Source organism: Mesorhizobium sp. LNJC405B00, from assembly GCF_000502615.1.
Taxonomy (GTDB): Bacteria; Pseudomonadota; Alphaproteobacteria; order Rhizobiales; family Rhizobiaceae; genus Mesorhizobium.
This window is the reverse complement of sequence record NZ_AYWC01000043.1, coordinates 23896-46080: the sequence shown is the minus strand read 5'-3', so window position 1 is coordinate 46080 and position 22185 is coordinate 23896. Positions and strand designations below refer to the sequence as shown.

Below are 22185 nucleotides of genomic sequence, written 5' to 3'. Positions count from 1 at the left end.
CCTGCGCGAGCACAAGAAGCTCGCTCTGCGCCAAGCCGCATGACCAGCATCATGGCCGCCCCTTTTTGCAGAACTTGACGCACACAACCATTGCCCCCGAGTCATGCGCGGTCGGTCGTGAGGTGCCTCCGGCTATCCACAGCACTTCCCGGCAAGGTGCCCAACGCCCATTAGAGGCGCATGGATCGGCTTAATCAGGGCGTTGGGCGCGGTCGTCATGAAGCCGTAAAGCTCGAAATCGCCGGCGCCGTCCTTGACCTTGCGCACCCCATGCCATGGCGTCCAGAGGCCAGCGAAGAAGAAAAGCGGCCGGTCCTCATTGAGCGCGAACAATCCGCTGAATACCTGTCTCAGGGTCCTTATGCCGGGTGTTGGGCTGGGCTCCGAGAAACTCGTCACAGGCACCACACAGCGATGCTCAACCCCAACATACTGCTGCCAATGGCCGTATTGTGGGTTGCGGATATTGGTCGTGCCATAGTCGGCCTTGCCCTTGACCCGTTCGAGCGGTGTCGGCATTCCCCAAAGCAGGTTGGCGACTTCACGTTGCCCGTCTGCCGCATTGCGGACCACCGGACCGGGCTGGTTGGGGGCTGGTTGGGGTAGATGTCGATGGACGGTTCAGGTTGCCTGAGATGGTCGCGCAGAGCCCTGGTGCACTGGCGTATGGCTTCTTGCGACGTGGTGATGTTGTGCAGATTGCACATCTAGGAAGGAGCAACCCCGTTCTTTTTGGCAAGCATGGAAAGGGCTTTTTCCTTGATATCTGCCGCGACCAAAGTCAGAGCTTCGTCGCGATCCTTGAAACTTGCGATCGATGTACCCTTGAGGGTCGCCTGAAAAGACCCGAAGAGCTCTTCCTGCCACAGGCAATTTCTCGCGATCACTGGAATAACAACCGTCGTGTTGTTGGCCTCTCTCTCCATCGCGTGAGTTAGCTCAATCTGGTTGCAATAACGCGAGTTGATAAAGTCAACGCTTATCAGGAGGATGATAATGTCGGCGCTCTCTAGATTGCCCTTGATGGCGTCCGCCCATTTGTCGCCAGTCTCGATTTCGCCATCGTGCCAAGCCTCGACAAGACCAAGTCGGCTCAGCGGCGTAAGGTGCTTTAGAAGGTCAACCTTGATAGCCGCATCTGCATGCGAGTAGGAGATAAACGCCTTGAGAGGCTTGGGACTGGGGCTAGCCGCATTTTGGGGGAGGGACATAGTCCCACCGGGACCTCCTCTTATCAGTCCATTCTTCCTCAGGCGGTCCTTAGTTGTCGTGTAACGTTCTTCTATCCAACCCAGTTTATTGAAAAGGGCTGCGTTCTTAACGCTCACTTTTCCGGCCCCCGACAATTCTCTAACGGCGTCCATAAACCGGTCTTCTAGAGTTCCAACGCGCTTCCGCGATTTTGCCTTGCTTGCCATTTTATGGAGCCCCCCGAATCTAGGTCGACACTTCCAGCGAAAGTCTTTTGCAGTCAAGTCGACGCTGGAAATTAAGCCGGGAAATCCTCTAATTGGGGAGCCGGCTTGTTGCCAGCAATAAACTCGAACGGTGCGTTGCGTCTTTGTGTTAGCTTGTCGGGTCGGAGGTCTAGCCAGCCTGAGTTAGAGCCTTCTCAAGCGCCGGTCTGGACACCTCAAGCTGCGCCTTGTCGCCACCCCATAGTCGTCCCCGACGCTGCGAGCCGTCCAAGGGTTGTCAGCTTTGGTGATGCTGACACGGGGCCTAGCCTACGCGCTTACCGTCATCTCAGCCCCTGTCGGTTATGTCCGCGGCCAGGGCATCGATATTCCGTCGAATTGCTCTCCCAGGTCGCACCGCTCCTTGGCTCATATCGCATTCACGGAAGACTATCTCTGGAACGAGATTAACCGACCCGGGAACGCTCCAGGCCGATCCGAGCTAACCGGTCAATCCAAACAACTTCGAATTACCTTAGCGGGTATTATTATAAAAATGCCCACGGTGCCCCGGTTACAGGCAGCCCGCGAACGCGGGCGAAAGGGTGGACGCCGTCCGAAACAAACCCAATCAGCGCTCCGAAATCACTCGACTCAGCTAAATGAAGGCTGTGCGGCATCTGAAGCAGCCCGTCTCTTTCATAGGACCACCGTCGAGCGCATCGGCGCCGAGGTCAAATAGCCGTTGGCTGAATGTTCTTTCAGTTGGCCGTCTGCAGCGACACATGCACTAGGCGAAGAAAAGCCGGTGGACGGTGGCCACAGCAGCTGTATGAACCGTGCTCGCCGGCGTGCCTTCGGACGTGGCAACCGCATCGGGTCGAGCCGATCTGGAAGGTGCTGCCGATCGCCCCGTCGAGCTACCACGACCATGTCGCCAAGCGCATTGATCCTTCCCGGCTGTCGGCTCGGGCGAAGCGGGATGAGGCCCTGGCCTTGAAGGATGAGGTCCGACGCGTGTTCGAGGCCAACTTCCGCGTCTACGGCGTTCGCAAGGTCTGGCGGGAGTTACAGCGTGAGGGCTCGACGTCGCCCGCTGCACGGTTGCCCCACTGATGAGGGCCATGGGTCTTGAGGGCATCCGCGGCAAGCCGATCCGCACCACGGTGAGCGACAAGACCGCACCTTGCCCTCTCGATCACGTTAATCGCCAGTTCCATGCCCCGGCGCCGAACATGCTGTGGGTCTGCGACTTGACCTGCGTCGCGACCTGGACGGGCTCCGTCTATGTCGCCTTTGTCATCGACACCTATGCGCGAAGGATCGTCGGCTGGCGGGTGAGCCGGACGGCGCATGCCAGCTTCGTTCTGGACGCTCTGGAACAGGCTCTCCATGATCGGCGGCCCGTGCAGGGGGGCAGGCTGATCCATCACAGCGATAGAGGCCGCCCAATACGACTCTATCAGATACACCGAGCGCCTGGCGGAGGCCGGCGTTGAGCCTTCGGTAGGCAGCGTCGGCGACAGCTACGACAATGCTCTCGCCGAAACGATCAACGGCTTTACAAGGCCGAGGTGATCCATCGACGCGGACCATGGCGCAACTTCGAAGCCGTCGAGTTCGGTAGCTCGATTGGGCGATTGGTTCAACAATCGCCGGCTGCTGGAGGCCATCGGCAACATTCCGCCGGCCGAAGCCGAGGAACGCTACTACGCCATTCTGTATGACCCAGCCATGGCCGCGTGACTCAACGAAACGGCCTCCGGAAAACCCGGTGCGGTTCAGTTCTCGGAGGAACGACGTTGCCGCGCGGCGCTAAAGAGAGAGGAAGATTGATCTCGTTCCATATCATTTTCTTCACATATGATACGTAAACAGATCATCAAAGCATTGAAACTACTCGCTGGATGGGATACCTTTGCGTACCATCGCGCATTGGAATAGATCGTATGGGTTGCGTTATGGACTCTCAATCGGAAATTCTACGGGAAATCGGTGGGTTTTTCAGGCAGGCGAGGTTGGCCGCTGCGATGACGCAGGAGCAGGTCGCCGATTTGGCGGGTATATCCCGTCCCCGATATCGCGACATCGAAAAGGGAGCCGCAGCCGCGCGTGCGACGACGCTCATGAATATCGCTCGCGCGCTCGGTCTGGAAATGATGCTGGTTCCGCAAGCCATGGTGCCGGCTGTCCAGGCTCTATTGCGTCCGCATGATGATGACGATCGACCCGCCTTTGTTTCTCAACCTGACGATGACGATCATGGCTCCAGTCTTTCGCGCACCTAAGACGATCCCGTCACTGGACGTGCTCTTGAATGCAGTGAAGATCGGCACAATCGTCAGGACGCCGGGCGATTTCAATGCGTTCAACTTCGATGACGCCTACCGCGCGACGGGCGGCTTTCCGGTTCTCAGCCTGTCGTTCCGGGCAGCGACGGGAGGATTGCGGAAAGATCCGAAGCCTCTGGCAAGCGCCTTGCCCGCTTTCTTCGCGAACCTCCTGCCGGAGGAGAAATTGCGGGAGGCGATGGAAAGGCATCACGAAGGCAATGTACGGCCAGGCAATGATTTCGATCTTTTAGCGGCACTGGGCGCCGATCTGCCGGGAGCCGTACGGGCGTTGCCCAGTGACGGCGCGATAACGGTTTCGAAGGATGGCTCAAAGGATCACCCCAAGGCACGGTTCTCGCTTGCCGGCGTGCAGATGAAGCTGTCGGTCATGAAGAACATTGGAAAAGGCGGCGGCCTTACCTTGCCGATGGACGACGAGCAGGGCCGGTACATTGCCAAGTTCCCTTGGACGGCGTTTCCGGGCGTTTCCGAGAACGAATTCGCCAACCTGGCGCTGGCAGCAGCAATCGGCATGGAGGTTCCTGAATGCGAACTGGTCGAGAAGGCCGATTTTGAGGGCGTTCCCGAAGAATTCAATACGCTGTCGGAGGGCAAGGTCCTTCTCGTCAAACGCTTCGATCGCGGCGCCGGTGGCGAGAGGATACACATCGAGGATTTCGCTCAGGTCTTCGGTGTCTACCCCTCGCGCAAATATGAGGGGGCCGCTTATCACGACATAGCCTTGGCTCTTGGCGTGGCCGTCTCGCCTACGGCGGCTCTCGATTTCGTCCGCCGCCTGGCACTGAGCGTCATCACCGGCAATGGCGACATGCACCTGAAGAATTGGTCTTTGATGTATCCCGGAAACGGCGACAAGCCGGCGCTTGCACCAATCTACGACGTCCTGTCCACTGTGCCATATATTCCCGCCGACGCCATGGCGCTGTCGCTTGGAGGAGAGCGCTCGTTCAAGGCGCTAGCAGCACCGCGATGGAAAGCATTTGCGAACCGCGCAAGGCTTCCGGAGCCCGCAGTCCTAAAGGCAGTGGTCGAGACGGTCAAACTCGTCAACGAGTACTGGTGGCATCTGCCTGAGCGCGACGTTGTCGCAGCGATAGTGCTCGAGCGGATGGACGAACATGTGAAGGCGATGACGCCGATACTGAACTCCTGCGCCGATAAGTGAGCCGAGTCCCCTCGGGTTGCTGATATAGCGGAACTTTCGATCCGCGGCCCTATGGATGGCTGGATCGAAGGCATGCCAGCGTGGCGCAAGATTCCGCGGAGTGTCCACGATGACACGCGTGAGCAAGCACGTCAGCTCGCCGGAACAGATCCCGCAATTCACCCAACAGGATCGAGCTGCTGTTCGTCCACTTCAACATAACGACGCGGTTCAAACGAATTCGGTGACTGAGGATCGCGATCCGACGCTTTGTGTCGCCATTGTCGGGTCCGCTACACGGTCTGTTGCGACGATCCTTTCTTTGGCCCTCAGGCTAAACCCCTGAAAAGCAACCATCAAATTATTCTTCGGTTCGATCAGCCAAATTGGCACGAGTCTTGAGATCCTTAGGTGCGAGGCGGCTACAGCTGCCCGACCGGCATTCATGTCGCGGCAGCCGCGATGAATGGAACGAAGGAAGGAAAGCTACATGTCAGGTTTGCGTCAGATCGCCTTTTACGGCAAGGGCGGCATCGGCAAGTCCACCACCTCCCAAAATACGCTCGCCGCCCTTGTCGACCTCGGGCAGAGAATCCTCATCGTCGGCTGCGACCCCAAAGCCGACTCCACCCGCCTGATCCTGAACGCGAAGGCGCAGGATACGGTGCTGCACCTCGCGGCAGAGGAAGGTTCGGTGGAAGACCTGGAACTCGCGGACGTGCTCAAGGTCGGGTACAAAGGCATCAAATGCGTGGAGTCGGGCGGGCCCGAGCCGGGTGTCGGCTGCGCCGGCCGCGGCGTGATCACCTCAATCAACTTCCTCGAGGAGAACGGCGCCTACGACGACGTCGACTATGTCTCCTACGACGTGCTCGGGGATGTGGTGTGTGGCGGTTTCGCGATGCCGATCCGCGAGAACAAGGCCCAGGAAATCTATATCGTCATGTCCGGCGAGATGATGGCGCTCTATGCCGCCAACAACATCGCCAAGGGTATCCTGAAATACGCCCATTCGGGCGGCGTGCGGCTCGGTGGCCTGATCTGCAACGAGCGCCAAACCGACCGCGAACTCGACCTCGCCGAGGCGCTTGCTTCCAGGCTCAATTCCAAACTTATCCACTTCGTGCCGCGCGACAACATCGTCCAGCACGCCGAGCTCAGGAAGATGTCTGTGATCCAGTATGCGCCCGACTCCAAGCAGGCCGGCGAATACAGGGCGCTGGCCGAGAAGATCCATGGGAATTCGGGCCAGGGCACCATCCCGACCCCGATCACCATGGAGGAGCTCGAGGACATGCTGCTCGACTTCGGCATCATGAAGACGGACGAGCAGATGCTTGCCGAGCTTCAGGTCAAGGAAGCGGCTAAGGCGGCCGCACAGTAGCGACCACTGCCGACATGAGGCGCCGCCTGACCTGGTGCGTCTTTCAAAGAACGGCGCCTCGTCGGTGAGGCGTCACCCTGAACCTTGAAAGGGGTCCCATGAGCCTGGAATACGAGAATGACGGTGGCCTCCATGCGAGGCTAATCGAGGAAGTGCTGTCGCAATATCCTGACAAGTCGGCGAAGCGCCGCAAAAAGCACCTCAGCGTCGCAAAAAGCGGCGACGAGGCTGGCGAGGAAAGCGAGGTCCTTTCCGAATGCGAGGTCAAATCGAACATCAAGTCCATCCCCGGCGTGATGACAATTCGCGGCTGCGCCTATGCCGGCTCGAAAGGCGTGGTGTGGGGTCCAGTCAAGGATATGGTCCATATCTCGCACGGCCCGGTAGGCTGCGGGCAATATTCCTGGTCTCAGCGCCGCAATTACTACATCGGCACGACCGGCATTGACACGTTCGTCACCATGCAGTTCACCTCCGATTTCCAGGAGAAGGACATTGTTTTCGGCGGCGACAAGAAGCTCGAACGGATCATCGACGAGATCGAGGAACTGTTTCCGCTGAACAAGGGCATGACTGTGCAATCCGAATGCCCGATTGGCCTGATTGGCGACGACACCGAAGCTGTGTCCCGCAACAAGGCCAAGGAGCACGAAAAGACAATCGTGCCGGTGCGCTGCGAGGGCTTCCGCGGCGTCTCGCAATCCCTCGGCCACCACATCGCCAACGACGCGATCCGCGACTGGGTGTTCGAGAAGAAGGACCTCGAGTTCGAGGCCGGCCCGTACGATGTCAATGTGGTCGGCGACTACAATATCGGCGGCGACGCCTGGGCTTCGCGCATCCTGCTCGAAGAGATGGGTCTGCGCGTGGTCGGCAACTGGTCGGGCGACGCTACCCTGGTCGAAATAGAGCGAGCGCCAAAGGCGAAACTCAATCTCATCCATTGCTACAGGTCGATGAACTACATCTGCCGGCACATGGAGGAAAAGTATGGCATCGCCTGGATGGAGTACAATTTCTTCGGCCCCTCCCAGACCGAAGCCTCTCTGCGCAAGATAGCCAAGCACTTCGGGCCGGAAATCGAGGCCAAGGCCGAGGCGGTCATAGCCAAATACCGGCCGCTGGTCGAGGCGGTCATAGCCAAGTACCGGCCGCGCCTCGAAGGCAGGACGGTGATGCTCTATGTCGGCGGGCTGCGCCCCCGTCACGTCGTCACGGCATATGAGGACCTGGGCATGGTGATCGTCGGCACTGGCTACGAATTTGGCCATAACGACGACTATCAGCGTACCGGCCACTACGTGAAGAAGGGCACTCTGATCTACGACGACGTGACTGGTTACGAGCTGGAGAAGTTCATCGAGGGGATCCGTCCTGATCTCGTTGGCTCCGGCATCAAAGAAAAATACCCGGTCCAGAAGATGGGCATACCGTTCCGTCAAATGCATTCCTGGGATTATTCCGGCCCGTATCACGGCTACGACGGGTTCGCCATCTTCGCGCGCGATATGGATCTGGCCATCAACAACCCGGTCTGGAACCTCTACGACGCCCCCTGGAAGAAAAAAGCCGAGCCGTCGGCGGCGATCGCAGCCGAATGAAACCCTGGCCTCCTGGAAGCCGGGAGGCCGCGAACGCCTGTGGCCGCTTGTCCGCGGGAGACCTGAAAACGTTTCGACGTCCCTGTGCCGCCGTATGGCGGGCCAGATGGAAAGAGGTAACCACCCATGCCGCAGTCGGCTGAAAAAGTTCTCGACCACGCGCCCCTGTTCCGCGAGCCGGAATACAGGCAGATGCTCGCCGAGAAGAGGCTGAATTTCGAATGTCCTCACCCGGACCAGATCGTTACCGACCAAGGCGAATTCACCAAGACGTGGGAATACCGCGAAAAGAACCTTGCTCGCCAAGCCCTGGTCGTGAACCCCGCCAAGGCCTGCCAGCCGCTCGGCGCGGTGTTCGCGGCCGCAGGCTTCGAGCGAACGATGTCCTTCGTCCACGGCAGCCAGGGCTGCGTGGCCTATTACCGCTCGCACCTTTCGCGCCATTTCAAGGAGCCTGCTTCGGCGGTTTCCTCCTCGATGACCGAGGACGCGGCAGTGTTCGGCGGCCTGAAGAACATGGTCGACGGGCTCGCCAACACGTACCAACTTTACGACCCGAAGATGATCGCCGTCTCGACCACTTGTATGGCGGAGGTCATTGGCGACGACCTGCACAGCTTCATCGAGAACGCCAAGGACGAAGGCTCGGTCCCGCGCGACTTCGACGTGCCCTTCGCCCATACGCCGGCCTTTGTCGGCAGCCATGTCGACGGCTATGACGTTGCGGTCAAGGGCATTTTGGAGCATTTCTGGAAGGGCGAGGAGCGAACGGAAGCCGAGGGAACCATCAACATCATTCCGGGCTTCGACGGGTTCTGTGTCGGCAACAACCGGGAACTCAAGCGCCTGCTCGATCTCATAGGCGTGTCCTATACTTTCATCCAAGACGCCTCTGACCAGTTCGACACGCCGTCCGACGGCGAATACCGCATGTACGACGGCGGCACGAAGATCGAAGAGGTGAGGAAGGCACTCAACGCCGAGGCGACGCTGTCGCTGCAGCGTTACAACACCCGAAAAACACTGGAGTATTGCGAGGGTGTGGGGCAGGCGACGTCCTCGTTCCATTACCCGCTCGGAGTCCAGGCAACCGACGAATTCCTCGTGGAGGTCTCCGCGATTTCCGGCAAGCAAATCCCCGAGGCAATTCGCCTGGAGCGCGGCCGACTTGTCGACGCCATGGCGGACAGCCAATCCTGGCTGCACGGTAAGAAATACGCCATTTACGGCGATCCGGACTTTGTCTACGCCATGGCCCGCTTCATCATGGAGACGGGCGGCGAACCGACCCATTGCCTCGCCACCAACGGCACGTCGGCATGGGAAGCGGAGTTGAAGGAACTGCTTGCATCATCGCCCTTCGGCAAGGATGCTAAAGTCTGGGCGGGCAAGGACCTCTGGGCGATGCGCTCGCTGCTCTTCACCGAGCCGGTGGACCTGCTGATCGGCAACTCCTATGGCAAGTATCTGGAGCGCGACACCGGCACGCCGCTGATCAGGCTGACGTTTCCGATCTTCGATCGCCACCATCACCATCGGTTTGCGCTGATGGGTTACCAAGGCGGGTTGCGCGTGCTGACGACGATCCTCGACAAGATCTTCGACAAGCTCGATCGCGAGACAAGCGAGACGGGCGTGACGGACTATTCATATGACCTCACCCGCTAAGCTTGACGGTCGGGTTTGGCCGGTCGTCTTCCGAGGGACTTTGGAGACCGACGCAATGTCCTTGCTCAGAGCCAAAATCCAGGATGTCTTCAACGAGCCTGGCTGCGAAAAGAACCGCGGCAAGGATGCCAAGGCGCGCAAGGAGGGCTGTTCGAAGCCACTGACTCCCGGGGCGGCGGCCGGCGGCTGTGCCTTCGATGGCGCCAAGATCGTGCTCCAGCCGATCACCGACGTCGCACACCTGGTCCATGGGCCGCTCGCCTGCGAGGGCAATTCCTGGGACAACCGCGGTGCGGCTTCGTCCGGGCCAACGCTGTGGCGCACTAGCTTCACAACCGACCTCACCGAACTCGATGTTGTGATGGGGCGGGGCGAGCGCAAGCTTTTCAAAGCGATCCGAGAGATCAAGGAAGCGTATGGGCCGCCGGCGATCTTCGTCTATCCGACCTGCGTGACGGCGCTGATCGGCGACGACATCGAGGCCGTGTGCAAGCGCGCTGCGGAAAAGTTCGGCTTGGCCGTTGTACCGGTCAATGCGCCGGGCTTCGTCGGCTCCAAGAATCTCGGCAACAAGCTTGCCGGCGAGGCGTTGCTCGAGCATGTCATCGGCACGCTCGAGCCCGACGATGCCGGCCCTTACGACATCAACATTCTTGGCGAATTCAACCTCTCGGGCGAATTCTGGCTGGTGAAGCCGCTGCTGGATCGGCTCGGCATCCGGGTGCGCGCCTGCATTCCAGGTGACGCACGTTACTTGGACATTGCCGGCGCGCACCGCGCCCGGGCGGCCATGGTGGTGTGCTCGACCGCGCTCATCAATCTCGCCCGCAAGATGGAGCAGCGCTGGGGCATCCCGTTTTTCGAGGGCTCCTTCTACGGCATCAGCGCCACCTCTGAAGCGCTCCGACAGATATCTCAGCTGCTCGTCAAGCAGGGTGCCGATCCGGAGATCCTCGGCCGCACCGAGGTATTGATTGCAGAGGAAGAGGCGATCGCTTGGAAGAAGCTCGCGGCCTACCGGCCGAGGCTCGAAGGCAAGCGCGTGCTGCTCAACACCGGCGGCGTGAAGTCCTGGTCGGTCGTCCATGCGCTGATGGGGATCGGCATCGAGATCGTCGGCACCTCTGTCAAGAAGTCGACCGTCGAAGACAAGGAGCGCATCAAGCAGATCCTCAAGGACGACAACCACATGTTCGAGCAGATGGCAGCGCGCGAGCTTTACGCGATGCTCTCCGAACACAAGGCCGATATCCTGCTGTCAGGCGGGCGCACGCAATTCGTCGCGCTGAAGGCCAAGACACCCTGGCTCGATATCAACCAGGAGCGCCAACACCCTTACGCCGGCTATGACGGCATGGTGGAACTCGTACGCCAGATCGACATCGCCATTCACAACCCGATCTGGGGGCAGGTACGGGAGCCGGCACCATGGGATTGCCAGCCTGCGGTGAGGGAGGAACGGCCGCGCACGAAAAGCGAGACCGCGGCCTTGCATGTTGTCCAGGAATTCGCCGGCACGACGGCCGGTGATTTCGGCGAGTGTTGAGGAGAGCCGATGGTCCGCATCCTTCCCCAGACCAAAGCGGCGGCGGTCAATCCGCTGAAGTCATCGCAGCCATTGGGTGCCGCCTTGGCCTTTCTTGGCGTCGACGGCGCGATGCCGTTGTTCCACGGCAGCCAGGGCTGCACCAGTTTCGCGCTCGTGCTCTTCGTGCGGCATTTCAAGGAAGCCATCCCCTTGCAGACCACGGCGATGGACGAGGTGGCGACGATCCTCGGCGGGGCAGACCATCTGGAAGAGGCGATCCTCAACCTCAAGGCCCGCACAAAGCCAACGCTGATCGGGGTCTGCACGACGGCGCTGGTGGAAACCCGGGGCGAAGACTGCGCAGGCGATATCGCCAATATCAGGCTGAAGCGCAGGGAAGAACTCGCAGGTACGGAGGTGGTGCTGGCCAACACACCGGATTTCGATGGCGCGATCGAAGAGGGCTGGGCCAAGGCTGTCACCGCGATGATCGAAAGGATTACGCGTCCCGGCGAGCAGGCGCGGCAGTCGAAGAAAATCGTGATCCTGCCTGGCTGGAACCTCACTGTGGCTGACATCGAGCATTTGCGTGAGATGGTTCAAAGCTTTGGACTGAAGCCGGTGATTCTGCCGGACATCTCCGGCTCGCTCGACGGTACGGTGCCCGACCGCTGGGTCACGACCACCTATGGCGGCACCAGTGTCGAGGATATCCGCGAGCTTGGCACGGCCGAGCAATGCATCGTCATCGGTGAGCATATGCGCCGCCCGGCCGAGCTGCTGCACAGGCTGACCGGCGTGCCATACGTGCTGTTCCGGTCGCTGACTGGATTGAAGGATGCCGACCGGTTCGTCTCGCTGCTGTCCGCGGCTTCGGGCGCGGCGGCGCCGGCTGGGGTGCGCCGTCGCCGGGCGCAGTTGCAGGACGCGTTGCTCGACGGACATTTCCACTTTGGAGGCAAAAAAATTGCGATCGCTGCTGAACCAGACCAACTCTACCAACTCGCGAGCTTCTTCATCGGCATGGGCTCCGAAATCGCGGCGGCGGTCACAACGGCCGCTATGTCGAAAATTCTGGAGGAAGTACCGGCGCAGTCGGTTCAAATCGGCGATCTCGGCGATTTGGAAGCTCTTGGCGCCGGCGCTGATCTTCTCGTTACTGATTCCCACGGCCGCCAGGCGGCGCAGCGCCTCGGCATTTCGCTCATGCGGGTCGGCTTTCCGATCTTCGACCGGCTCGGGGCCCAGCACAAGCTCACAATCCTCTACCAGGGGACCCGCGACCTGATCTTCGAGGTTGCCAACATTTTTGAAGCCAACCGGCACGCGCCGACGCGTGAGGCGCTTGATCCACTCCGTAAGCGAGAAATCCCAGATGAGCTCCGTTCGTCGCCTCTCGCTCGTCACTGACGAGGTTCGCGCACCGGCGCCGAAACGCCAAGCCGGCGCATTGCGCGTGGCAATCGCCACGCAGGACATGAAGAACCTCAACGCCCATTTCGGGTCGGCCAGGCGCTTTGCTGTCTACGACGTGTTGCGCGAGGAGTGGAATCTCGTCGAAGCCGTGGCCTTCGACGACGTTTCCGACGAGAGCGGGAAGCACCGAACTGAGGGCGATGACCGCATCACCCCGAAGGTGGAGGCGCTGAAGGGCTGTCATCTCCTGTTTTGTCTGGCGATCGGCGGACCTTCGGCAGCCAAACTTGTTTCCGCAAAGATCCATCCGATCAAAGTGCCGCAGCCCCAGACCATCCAAGAGGTGCTGTTGCGCACGCAGATGATGCTCAGAACGTGTCCTCCCCCTTGGCTGCGCAAGGTGCTGGCGCAGGCAGGTGTCGCCGGACAGAAACCCTCCTTCGAGGACGAAAGCTGAAATGAGGAGTGGGCGAAATGTTTGAAGCCGCTGTTAGCCCTGCCGCCACCGAGGACGAGGCGGCCCTTGCCACCCCGTTCGTCAAATGCCTCGTGCGGCTGATCCGTGCCAATGATTCCCACGGGTCATGGGAAGGCAAATCGGACGCCGAGCTGCTGGGCGACTTCATCATCACCAGGCAACAGCGCCGTACAATTCCAATCATCGGTGATCCCGATCCCGACGTGCTGTGGAGGCTCGATAAGTTCTATACCGCCGTCGGGCTTGCGATTGAGGAACGCTCCGGCCTGATGGCATCGCCGATGATGGAGATGAGCCACGAGGGCTTCGGGCGCGTGCTCTTAACGGCCGGGCGGTTGGTCGTTCTGTCCAAGACCCTGCGCGACGTCCATCGGTTCGGCTTCGAGACGTTCTGGAAACTCGCCGCGGCCGGCACCCAACTGGCCGGCGATGCCACCGCAGCCATTGAGGCTTATCCCGAGGTGGCGCGGGCGTGATGGAACCGATTTTCGAGCAAAGGGATCATGTCAGGCCTTGAGGACATGCCATGGCCAGCCCACTCAACCGAGGCGGTCGATGCCGATTTGGTTCTTGGGGTAGCGCTGATGAAGCCACTGGTCCTGATCTGTTCGCAAGATGCTGAGTTGTATCTGTTCCTCAGCCACATTCTGGGAGTGGACGGCTTTACGAGTGAGCCGGCAGGCGGGGTGAAGGAAGCACTTGCATTGGCCGATGAACGGGAGCTCCAGGCGGTAGTGCTGGACTGCGGGCCAGCAAGCGCGACAGGCTCTACAATCTGCGCCCGGCTCAAGGGGGAGCCCCGGACCGGCGGCCTGCCCGTTATTGCCCTGATCGCGCCCGGCGCCGAGAACCAGCACCTCGATCTCTGGAAGGCAGGCATTGACGAGAGCTTTGTGCGGCCCTTCGCGCCGGCCAAGCTGCTTGACTGTCTACGGATGAAGCTGGCGCTGCCAAAGCCGGGTTCAAACGGGATCGAAAACGGCAGCTGGCTCTGCTGCGGCAGCCTTGAGATGAAGCTCGATGCCCACCGAGTTCGCGGCAATGGCCACGACATCCATCTCGGACCGATCGAATTCAACCTGCTGCGGCATTTGCTTGAGAATCCCGGCAAGGTCTTCAGCCGAGACGAGCTGATCGACGCGGCCTGGCCGGACAATATCCACATCGGTGCACGCACCGTCGACGTCCATGTCAGCCGGATTAGAAAGGCGCTGAAGACGGCCTCGCCCGGCAGCGTCATTCGTACCGTCAGGTCTGCCGGCTACTCGCTTGAGAAGCCGGACGACTAAATAGCGAACGGATGTAGTGCCACTCTGCATCTTCGTCGTGCTGAGGGCCAGTCTTGCGGCTTCGAAACGCGCCTAAAGGTACGATATACTTAGAAAGAAGCAGTCAGATGGCCTTCAAAGCGTACTCAGTGTGACGGGAGCTGACCACTCCGGTCAGGACGTCAAAACAGCTGCCGGCTTGTGTGCCGAGGTCGGCGCGTACCTTTCCGTCCTGATTATGTCGCCTCCGCGGCTCGTTATGTCACCTCCGCCGCTGGGCGATGGCATCCCCGAGTGGCCTACTAGAGCAGAATCTGATCACTCAGGCTCGTATCCCGGTAGGCTTCGATCCGCTGGGAGCGCTTGTCTCCGCCTTGGGGCTTTGCCCGCGTCGCGCCGCTCTCTCGCCATTCGCGGACCCAGCGGACCGCGCTTGCCGCGGCAACACCGAAACGATCCGCCGCAGCCCGCCGCGACAGGCCACTCTCAACCGCTGCGATCACTCGCGAACGCAAATCCTCCGATATGGCTCTAACCATGCCTGCTGGCCTCCATACCCAGCCGACATGATGAATCNCTCGCGAACGCAAATCCTCCGATATGGCTCTAACCATGCCTGCTGGCCTCCATACCCAGCCGACATGATGAATCTGGAGGGTTCTGTGTGGTCGCGGGCGCGATGGTACGGGCTCGCACGGGTCGCGACTACATTGAAGCCTGATTGAACTGAACCGCGGGATGGCGGGCGGGGCTATGGGGATTTAGGGCTCGACATGTGTCCGAGGCGCCGGAGCGGGCTCGCCGATCGCTCTTGGCGGTCGCCCGTCGTCGCGATGCAGGACCATCTGCGACGCGCGAGACGGCGCCATTGGGTCGTTGACGCTGAGGTGCAGCGTTGCTGGCGACAGCCAGGCTGCGACTTTGACTAGCGGCGCGCAAAGGCCCTTCGGCGACTGTAGCAGACGCCGGGATGGACGGTGCGAGCGTGTCGGTGCGTAGCGTGTCATGAGGTGTCTGGCCAGGTCGGGGCCTTGCGCGGGATCGGGCCGAGCGAGGCCATGGCGCCGCCGCAGCCCGGACAGATGTTCAGGGAGCGCCCTGTGAGACAGCGGTAACGCTGGCGATAGTCGGCGGTCGGGTCCGGCGTCAGCGGCGTGGGCGCCGCCAGAAGAAGACGGCACTGGGCGAGCTTGGCGACGCGGTGGCCGTTGGCGAGGAGGCCGTAATGGCGGATGCGATGGAATCCGTCTGGAAGAGCGTGCAGCAGGAAGCGCCGGATGAACTCGTCGGCGCTTAAGGTCATGAGCTTGTGCTTGGACTTGTCGTGGTGGCGATAGTCCTTCCAGCGGAAGCTGACCTTTCCCTGGTCCAGGCTCACGAGGCGGCTGTTGGCGATGGCGACGCGATGGGTGTAGCGGCCCAGATAGGCGAGAACCTGTTCGGGACCGCCGAACGGGGGCTTGGCGTAGACGACCCATTCGATCCGCTTCAGTCCAGCCAGTTGGGCGCAGAAAGTGGCAGGGTCGGCCAGGCTGGCGAGATCGCTGAAGAAGCGAAGCTGGCCGGCGTCGAAGGCGTCCTGCAGGCGCTCCAGGAATAGCCGCCTGAACAGGCGCGACAGAACCCGCACGGGCAGGAAAAATCCCGGCCGGCAGGCGATCCATCGCTGGTCCCCGGCCTTCGCCGTGGCAGGCTCGAGCGACAGGCCGCCGCCCGGCACGACGCAGTGGACATGCGGATGATGGTGGAGATTTTGACCCCAAGTATGAAGCACGGCCACCATGCCGATCTCGGCGCCCAGATGCCTGGGATCGGCCGCCGCCACCCTCAAGGCTTCGGATGCGGCCTTGAACAGGATCGTATAGACCGCCGCCTTGTTCTGGAAGGCGATCTCAGCGATCTGGGCCGGGACGGTGAAGACCACGTGGAAGTATGGGACCGGCAGCAGCTCAGCCTGCCGCTCGGCCAGCCACTGGGCGCCGGCTAGACCCTGGCACTTGGGGCAGTGACGGTTGCGGCAGGTAATGGGCGTCGCCCATTACCTGCCTTATGGGCAAATCCAGTAATGGGGAGCTGCCGGCGACTTGATCGCGCTCTTGTGTCCGCCGCCGCCAACCCGGCTCACCATTACGAAGGGCGCTTAAGGAGCGCGATCAGCTTGTCGGACGGCTGGAACGCGCCGCGCCGCAGATGCGGTGGAACGATCGATTCCATGGCGTCGAGCTTCTCTGTCGGATCACCACGCGTGTAGATTTCAGTGGTCGTCAGAGTCGCGTGTCCCAACCAAAGCGACACCTTACGGATGTCCTGCGTTGCTTGCAGGATGATCATCGCGCATGTGTGCCTGAGCACGTGAGGCGAGATGCGTTTCTTGTTGAGGCCGGGATGCGCTCGAGCGGCAGTCGCTGCATGCTGTTTGAGCAGATAGGCGAAGCCCCATCGGCTCAGCGGCTCTCCCCGGGCATTGACGAACACCTCGGGTGCTGCAACCCGCCCGCGAACGGCGAGCCAGGCGCGCAGGGCTGCGCCCGTGGTCTTCCACAAGGGAAGCGTCCGTTCCCGCCGTCCCTTGCCCAGGACACGAATGCTCATCGACGACAGGTCGATGTCCTCGAGATTCAATCCCGTCAGCTCGGACACGCGCAGACCCGCACAAACCGCCAGATGCAGCATGGCCCGGTCGCGGATGCCATCGCGCGTGGCGGGATCCGGAGCGTCGAGCACCGCTTGCAGCTCCTCCCGCAGGAGATAGGGGACCAGACGCTGATCCGTCTTCTTGAATGGGATCGCCAGGACGCGGCGGACATGCTCCAGGGCTGCCGGCTGCCTGTATTCGAGGAAGCGGAAGAAGGACTTGATGGCCGCCAGCCGGACATTGCGCGTCACCGGCGCGTTTTTGCGCTTATCCTCGAGATACTCCAGGAAGTCGCTGATGAGACCGACGTCGAGTTGCTCCAGCGTCAGCGCCGATGGCGAGACCTTCAGCCGCTTTGCAGCGAACATGAAGAGCAATTGGAAGCTCAGGGAATAGGAGTCGCGCGTATGCCGACTGACGCCCCGCTGGCGGGCGAGTGTCTCATCGAGGAACGCTTCGATGAGGGGAGCAATCGGCGTCATGATTGCCTCCCTTCGGTAATGAACCCTTCACCGGCCGCGGCGACGTCGCGCATGAGGTCGGCGGTGGCCTCCAGGTACCAGTAGGTCGCATAGATGTTGACGTGACCCATGTAGGTCGCAAGCGCCGCCATATGGGCGCCGCTTCGGCTTCGATCCGTCGGACTGCCTTGTAGCGCGCGCACCGCAAACGTGTGCCGCAAATCGTGCAGACGCGGGCGGCGCTTCGCCGCCGGTACGATACCCGCCGTGCCGACCAGCCTGTCGAAGGTCTCTTTGACAGCAATGTAGCGCAGAGGCAGACCACGCGCGTCAACGAACACCGGATCAGTCTCGGAACAGGGCCGGCGATGCGCCAGATAGCCATTCAAGCCCGCTACTGCTGTGTCGTGCAGCGGCACCAGGCGGGTTTTCCGGAACTTGGTCTCGCGGATCAGCAGGCCGTCGCGTGTCACGTCGGCGACCGTCAACTTCAGCGCTTCGGAGATCCTCAATCCGGTGACTGAGAGCAGTGCGATCAATGTCGCATAGGTCCGTGAGCGCAAGCCGCCTTTGGGTCGAAGCCGAAGGGCGGCCTCAATGAGGCGATCGATCTCCGCTGCTGGGTAGATATGCGGCGAGCGCCGCGTCTTGCGGCCACCGAAGTGATTAGCCGGCGGCAGCTCATGCCGGGCGTCTTCAACCCGGACATGACGCACAAAGCGGCAGACGGCTTTCAGTCGAGCATCGCGTTGCGCGACAGACGGTCCCCGCGCCGCCCAATCGATTGCGGTTTGCGTGCGGACTTGCGTTTGCCCGCGCTCGGTCGCAAAGGCGGCAAAGCTCCTGAGCAAGTATTCCGCATTCAGCATTGCGAATCCAGTGGCACGGCGGAGCGCCAGATAAGTCTCGATGGCCTTCAACATCAGAGAACCTCCGGCCAGGGCTGCGCGATTTGCTTCAGGAGCGTGACATCGGCCTTGGCGTAACGGGCAGTCGTGTCGATGCCTCGGTGCCGCAGGACCAACCCGATCTTCTCAAGCGGAACGCCATGGCGCAGCATCTCGGTCGCCGCCGTGTGTCGCAGGACGTGCGCCCCCTTGACTGGCGCCACGATGCCGGCCCGCTGCATGAGGCGTTTCACCAGCGACGAGATGCCGTCACCGTTCCGGAACGGTCGAAACGGCGCGATATTGCGGAGGAACACATGATCGCTCGGGCAGGTCGAAGGGCGACACGCGAGGTAGTCGGCGATCGCATCACCGACATCTTGCGGCAGCGGCAGACGCACCTCATAGCGCGACTTGCCCGAGACCCGCAGCGAGCCCGTCTCCCACTCGATATCGTCAAGGCGGAGTTGCGCCACGTCGCCGGCCCGCAGCCCGAGGCGCACCAAGAGCAGGACGATCGCGCGATCACGCCGGCGCGCAACGACTCCGCCATCGCATGCCGCGATCAGCCGGTTCACCTGCTCCGCCGCTAGATATCGCGGCAGGTCGGCAAGCCGCCAACTGGCAAAGCCAGGAACGACATCGGCGAGACCTGCTCGGCAGCGGCCTGTGACGGCAAGATACCGCAAGAACGCGCGCAGGCTGGTCGTCAGCTTCTCCACGGTTCCATTGCCGCGATGGCTCGCGCGGTCCAGGAAAAAGCTGCGGATAGCGGCTGGTTCCCACCGCTCTGGATCGTCCCCGAGTGCCGCTATCAAGTGGGCGGCGTCGCGGGCGTAGAGCTTGATGGTGGGATCGGACGCCCCGCGATGCTTGCGCAGCCACACTTTGAAGTGAGCCACCAGGCACGGCTCGGCACGTTGCGATGCGGCAGCGGCGGACTGGCAAACGCCAATTTCGACAAGGTGCTGGCGAAAGAGCCTGGCGCCAAAAATGGTGTGGTGGTTGCGACGCCCGCCCATGGCGCGCGGACATCGACAAGTGCACAAGTGCTCGCTGAACACCGCCAGATCAATGTCGCTGGGCATTGCCTCTTGCCGAGCCACGACATGGCCGAGGTGCGCTGCCGCCCGCAAATATCGCGCGGCCGTGCCGGCACTATAGCCCTGCCGCTCGAGCGCGGCTGCGAAACCGTCAAGGTATGGTCCGCTTGGCCCGCTCCGCAAATGCCCCGGCAGCTTCGATGCCGAGAAGTAAATCTCCAACATGTTCGTCTCCGTTTCTGACCGGCCATTGGTGGCCGAGCTGATGGAGGCGCAGGACCGCGCGGTTATGGAGACAAAAAGCGCAACAATTCACCGAAAAATGCCGTTGCCGGCACCCCAACTCCCCATTACTGGATTTGCCCATAAGGCAGGAGTTATAGGCTTGCCGCACGAGACCGCAGTCGGCGCAGTGTTCGGCGTGACCGCCCAGGGCCGCGGTCCGGCACGCCTCCACCGCGGCCATAACCCGGCGCTCGACACGCCCGAGATGGCCGGCATGGTCGCGGCGATAATCAGCCCCGTGACGGTGGAATACATCCGCCACTTCCAGATCCGGGCGCATGGCGCGCGGCTCAGCCGGGCGCCGTGATCTCCATGCGGAGTTGGTCAAAAGGACTGGCAGTCCGGCCGATCACAGCCGTTGAGACCTGGGCGTATAGTGTCGTCGTCGCCAGGCTGCGATGGCCCAGCAGCACCTGAATGATCCTTATGTCCGTGCCGGCTTCCAAAAGGTGGGTGGCGAAGCTGTGGCGAAGGGTGTGCACCGTCACCCGCTTCTCAACGCCCAGGAACTCGCAGGCTGCTCGACAGGCGATCCCTAAGGTCTGTGGGTGGATCGGGCCGCGGCCATCGCGCCGAGGAAATAGCCATCGCCCCGGCTTGGTCAACCGCCAATAGACGCGCAAAATCTCCAGCAGCTGCGGCGACAGCATCACATAGCGGTCCTTGCCGCCCTTGCCCTGCTCGATGCGAATGATCATCCGGCTGCTATCGATGTCCGTCACCTGCAGACGCGCCGCCTCCGCGGCGCGTAAGCCCACCGCATAGGTGGTCATCAGAGCGACCCGGTTCCTCGTCCCCTTCACGGCCTGCAGAAAGCCGACCACCTCATCGGCGCTCAGCACGATCGGTAACTTGCGCGGCGTCCTGGCGTAAGCGATCCGCTCAGGCAGATCAGATCGACCAAGCGTCACGCCGTAGAAGAAACGCAAGGCGCAAACGGTCTGGTTCAACGCGCCCCACGAGACCCTTCGGCCCACCAAGTGGGCCTGATAGGCGCGCACTTCTTCATATCCCAGTTGATCGGGTGATCGTCCAAAAAATCGACTGAACTTCGCCACGTGATGCACGTAGGATCGCTGGGTCTCCGGTGACAAATTGCGGATCGTCAGATCTTCAATCATCCGCTGACGCAGAGGGCTTATCTGGGCCATCTGGGGTTCTCCTGTCTGGAAGGTTGGCTCAACACCAAATCTTCTCAGACGGGGGCCTCCTCAGGCCAGACCCGCGCATCAGCTACCGCGGCAGCGGTTTAGTTCAATCAGATATTCTCCCCGATGGGAATCCCTCGCGATTCCATCAGGTCAGATTATGCTCTAGATGAAGAGTTCAGAGTGTTTGAACGCAGATCAGCTCATCGAAATCCCCGCCGCGAGGAGATGGCAAGAGCCGCTATCCGCGCCGCAGTACGTAAAACCATTGGGTTCCTGGCCCTCCTAGGAGAAATTTCCGGTGCGGAGCTGCTCTATTAGCCTGCCGGCAAAGGACAACGAGGTGCAAATCGCCCGCCGGCGCAAGGTTTCCCCTCAATGTCGGATACCCGACAGGAACACAAATATGCTAATCCATTGCTTTAATATAATTTCCTTTCTGGCACGTTCGATGCGGAGACTTTCCGAACGCATCAGCGGATGTCGTCCTATGATCAGGCTCACCGAAAATGCTGTCGCCGTATTTAAGACCGCGCTCTCGCTGGGCGCGGCGAAGGTCGGCGCATCATGGTCGAGGCGGGCGGCTGCGCCGGATTAGGATACGGAATCCATTGGAAAGCATCTCGCTGACGGCGACGCGACGATCGGCGCCACCAAAGAAGCTCCGTATGCGCTGCGCCGCATGACCAAGCTTCACTGCCGTCCGTTTTGAACAAGTTGACGAACACAACATCCTGACGCCTTTAGCTGGGGGGCTGGGTGCCAGCGCGGCGCAATGGTATCCATAAGTCCGGAGCCAAGGCACTAGGAAGAGCGCAGGGTGCTCCTATTCACCAAGATCCGAATGTGGTGTGATCGACCAATGGATTAAATCGGCGGCACTCTGAAGTGTCGTCTGGGTCTGAGCATGATTGGATGAAACGGCGATGACATGTCCGATGCATTCTCGATGCCGCCTTTCCTGGGACTCGCGTCTTGGGTTCGATATACAACTCGACCTCGGCGATGCCTGAGACAGCAGCCGCCCGACTGTCGCCATCGATCCAATCGAGGGTGCCATCGAGATCAGGAACCAGGAACCGTGCGGCCGCGGTGTTCGTGGGGCTTCTGCGCAAACTCCTTTGGGCACCAGTCACAAGTTTGATGTGCTCGGTCACGAGATCCACGCCGTAAACCAGCTGAACCAATTCAGGAGCAGGCGAAGCTGGAAGATGCGGGCTGACTCCAATCACAACCGGACCACGCTTCGTCAACCGGAGTTCAATGTTCGTCGGCCCCCAGCCAAGGCCGGTGCCGCCAAACAATTCAGCAAAAGGCAATACTATCATGCTCGTCTTCAGTCAGCATAGCTGGATATATGCACTCGCGACAGATGCGGATCCAGTGGTCGGCAGAAGTAAATGGCGGCAATTCCAATTACCTCATTTCCCATAGTGTTAATGCTATAGTGTGGATCATCTTGTGTTAATTCTTCGACTAGTATCCGCG

17 protein-coding genes and 4 pseudogenes are annotated in these 22185 nt (G+C 61.0%); 11 read left to right on the top strand and 10 right to left on the bottom strand.

What is annotated here, in order from left to right; genetic code table 11:
* Positions 1-132: 132 nt before the first annotated feature.
* The gene (locus tag X756_RS01000000166385; RefSeq protein ID WP_245264606.1) at positions 133-573 is read right to left on the bottom strand and encodes an SOS response-associated peptidase family protein; all 441 of its coding nucleotides are present in this window, start codon (positions 571-573) and stop codon (positions 133-135) included.
* A gap of 134 nt (positions 574-707) precedes the next feature.
* Complete coding sequence (locus tag X756_RS1000000166905) at positions 708-1418, bottom strand: toll/interleukin-1 receptor domain-containing protein (RefSeq protein ID WP_050589333.1); 711 nt, start codon at positions 1416-1418, stop codon at positions 708-710.
* A gap of 858 nt (positions 1419-2276) precedes the next feature.
* Between X756_RS1000000166905 and X756_RS1000000168450 the strand changes: the two are divergent.
* From X756_RS1000000168450 to X756_RS136600, 11 genes and pseudogenes are all read left to right on the top strand, one after another.
* Positions 2277-3143: pseudogene (locus X756_RS1000000168450) on the top strand (IS3 family transposase); the annotation flags it as partial.
* 215 nt (positions 3144-3358) lie between these two features.
* Positions 3359-3685, top strand: coding sequence for a helix-turn-helix domain-containing protein (locus tag X756_RS136555; RefSeq protein ID WP_023690557.1), 327 nt, complete (start codon positions 3359-3361; stop codon positions 3683-3685).
* Positions 3660-4916, top strand: coding sequence for a HipA domain-containing protein (locus tag X756_RS136560; RefSeq protein WP_031239752.1), 1257 nt, complete (start codon positions 3660-3662; stop codon positions 4914-4916). The genes X756_RS136555 and X756_RS136560 overlap by 26 nt, the downstream gene beginning before the upstream one ends.
* Before the next feature lie 469 nt (positions 4917-5385).
* Positions 5386-6279, top strand: a complete 894-nt coding sequence (nifH, locus tag X756_RS136565) for a nitrogenase iron protein (protein WP_023706403.1) — start codon at positions 5386-5388, stop codon at positions 6277-6279.
* A 98-nt stretch (positions 6280-6377) separates the two neighbouring features.
* Entirely contained in the window at positions 6378-7880 is a 1503-nt protein-coding gene (gene nifD, locus X756_RS136570; RefSeq protein ID WP_023708855.1) for a nitrogenase molybdenum-iron protein alpha chain, read from the top strand.
* A gap of 126 nt (positions 7881-8006) precedes the next feature.
* Positions 8007-9548, top strand: a complete 1542-nt coding sequence (nifK, locus tag X756_RS136575) for a nitrogenase molybdenum-iron protein subunit beta (protein WP_023731909.1) — start codon at positions 8007-8009, stop codon at positions 9546-9548.
* 55 nt (positions 9549-9603) lie between these two features.
* Positions 9604-11094 carry a nitrogenase iron-molybdenum cofactor biosynthesis protein NifE gene (gene nifE, locus X756_RS136580; RefSeq protein ID WP_023731908.1) on the top strand — a complete coding sequence of 497 codons (1491 nt, stop codon included), beginning with the start codon at positions 9604-9606 and terminating at the stop codon, positions 11092-11094.
* A gap of 9 nt (positions 11095-11103) precedes the next feature.
* Entirely contained in the window at positions 11104-12486 is a 1383-nt protein-coding gene (gene nifN / locus X756_RS136585; protein ID WP_023731907.1) for a nitrogenase iron-molybdenum cofactor biosynthesis protein NifN, read from the top strand.
* Positions 12452-12949, top strand: coding sequence for a nitrogen fixation protein NifX (gene nifX, locus X756_RS136590; protein ID WP_023731906.1), 498 nt, complete (start codon positions 12452-12454; stop codon positions 12947-12949). The genes nifN and nifX overlap by 35 nt, the downstream gene beginning before the upstream one ends.
* 17 nt (positions 12950-12966) lie before the next feature.
* The gene (locus X756_RS136595; RefSeq protein WP_031239750.1) at positions 12967-13446 is read left to right on the top strand and encodes a NifX-associated nitrogen fixation protein; all 480 of its coding nucleotides are present in this window, start codon (positions 12967-12969) and stop codon (positions 13444-13446) included.
* Between the two features lie 27 nt (positions 13447-13473).
* A complete protein-coding gene (locus tag X756_RS136600; protein ID WP_023731904.1) occupies positions 13474-14259 on the top strand; it encodes a response regulator transcription factor in 786 nt (261 codons plus the stop codon).
* Positions 14260-14579: 320 nt separating this feature from the next.
* On the opposite strand, the pseudogene X756_RS1000000169590 reads toward X756_RS136600, so the two are convergent.
* The 8 genes and pseudogenes from X756_RS1000000169590 to X756_RS1000000168435 form a co-directional block, all read right to left on the bottom strand.
* Positions 14580-14777 (bottom strand): annotated as a pseudogene (locus X756_RS1000000169590) (helix-turn-helix domain-containing protein); the annotation flags it as partial.
* 464 nt (positions 14778-15241) lie between these two features.
* Positions 15242-16261 (bottom strand): annotated as a pseudogene (locus X756_RS136610) (IS91 family transposase); the annotation flags it as partial.
* Positions 16262-16365: 104 nt separating this feature from the next.
* Positions 16366-17355: a tyrosine-type recombinase/integrase gene (locus tag X756_RS136615; RefSeq protein ID WP_023731901.1), complete on the bottom strand. Its 990-nt coding sequence runs from the start codon at positions 17353-17355 to the stop codon at positions 16366-16368.
* Positions 17352-18257: a tyrosine-type recombinase/integrase gene (locus X756_RS136620; RefSeq protein ID WP_023731900.1), complete on the bottom strand. Its 906-nt coding sequence runs from the start codon at positions 18255-18257 to the stop codon at positions 17352-17354. The genes X756_RS136615 and X756_RS136620 overlap by 4 nt, the downstream gene beginning before the upstream one ends.
* Positions 18257-19489, bottom strand: coding sequence for a tyrosine-type recombinase/integrase (locus X756_RS136625; RefSeq protein WP_023731899.1), 1233 nt, complete (start codon positions 19487-19489; stop codon positions 18257-18259). The genes X756_RS136620 and X756_RS136625 overlap by 1 nt, the downstream gene beginning before the upstream one ends.
* Positions 19490-19685: 196 nt before the next feature.
* Positions 19686-19829 (bottom strand): annotated as a pseudogene (locus tag X756_RS1000000170265) (IS91 family transposase); the annotation flags it as partial.
* A 10-nt stretch (positions 19830-19839) separates the two neighbouring features.
* Positions 19840-20700, bottom strand: a complete 861-nt coding sequence (locus X756_RS136635; protein ID WP_023731897.1) for a site-specific integrase — start codon at positions 20698-20700, stop codon at positions 19840-19842.
* An 827-nt stretch (positions 20701-21527) separates the two neighbouring features.
* Positions 21528-22025, bottom strand: a complete 498-nt coding sequence (locus tag X756_RS1000000168435; RefSeq protein WP_245264605.1) for a hypothetical protein — start codon at positions 22023-22025, stop codon at positions 21528-21530.
* Positions 22026-22185: the final 160 nt, after the last annotated feature.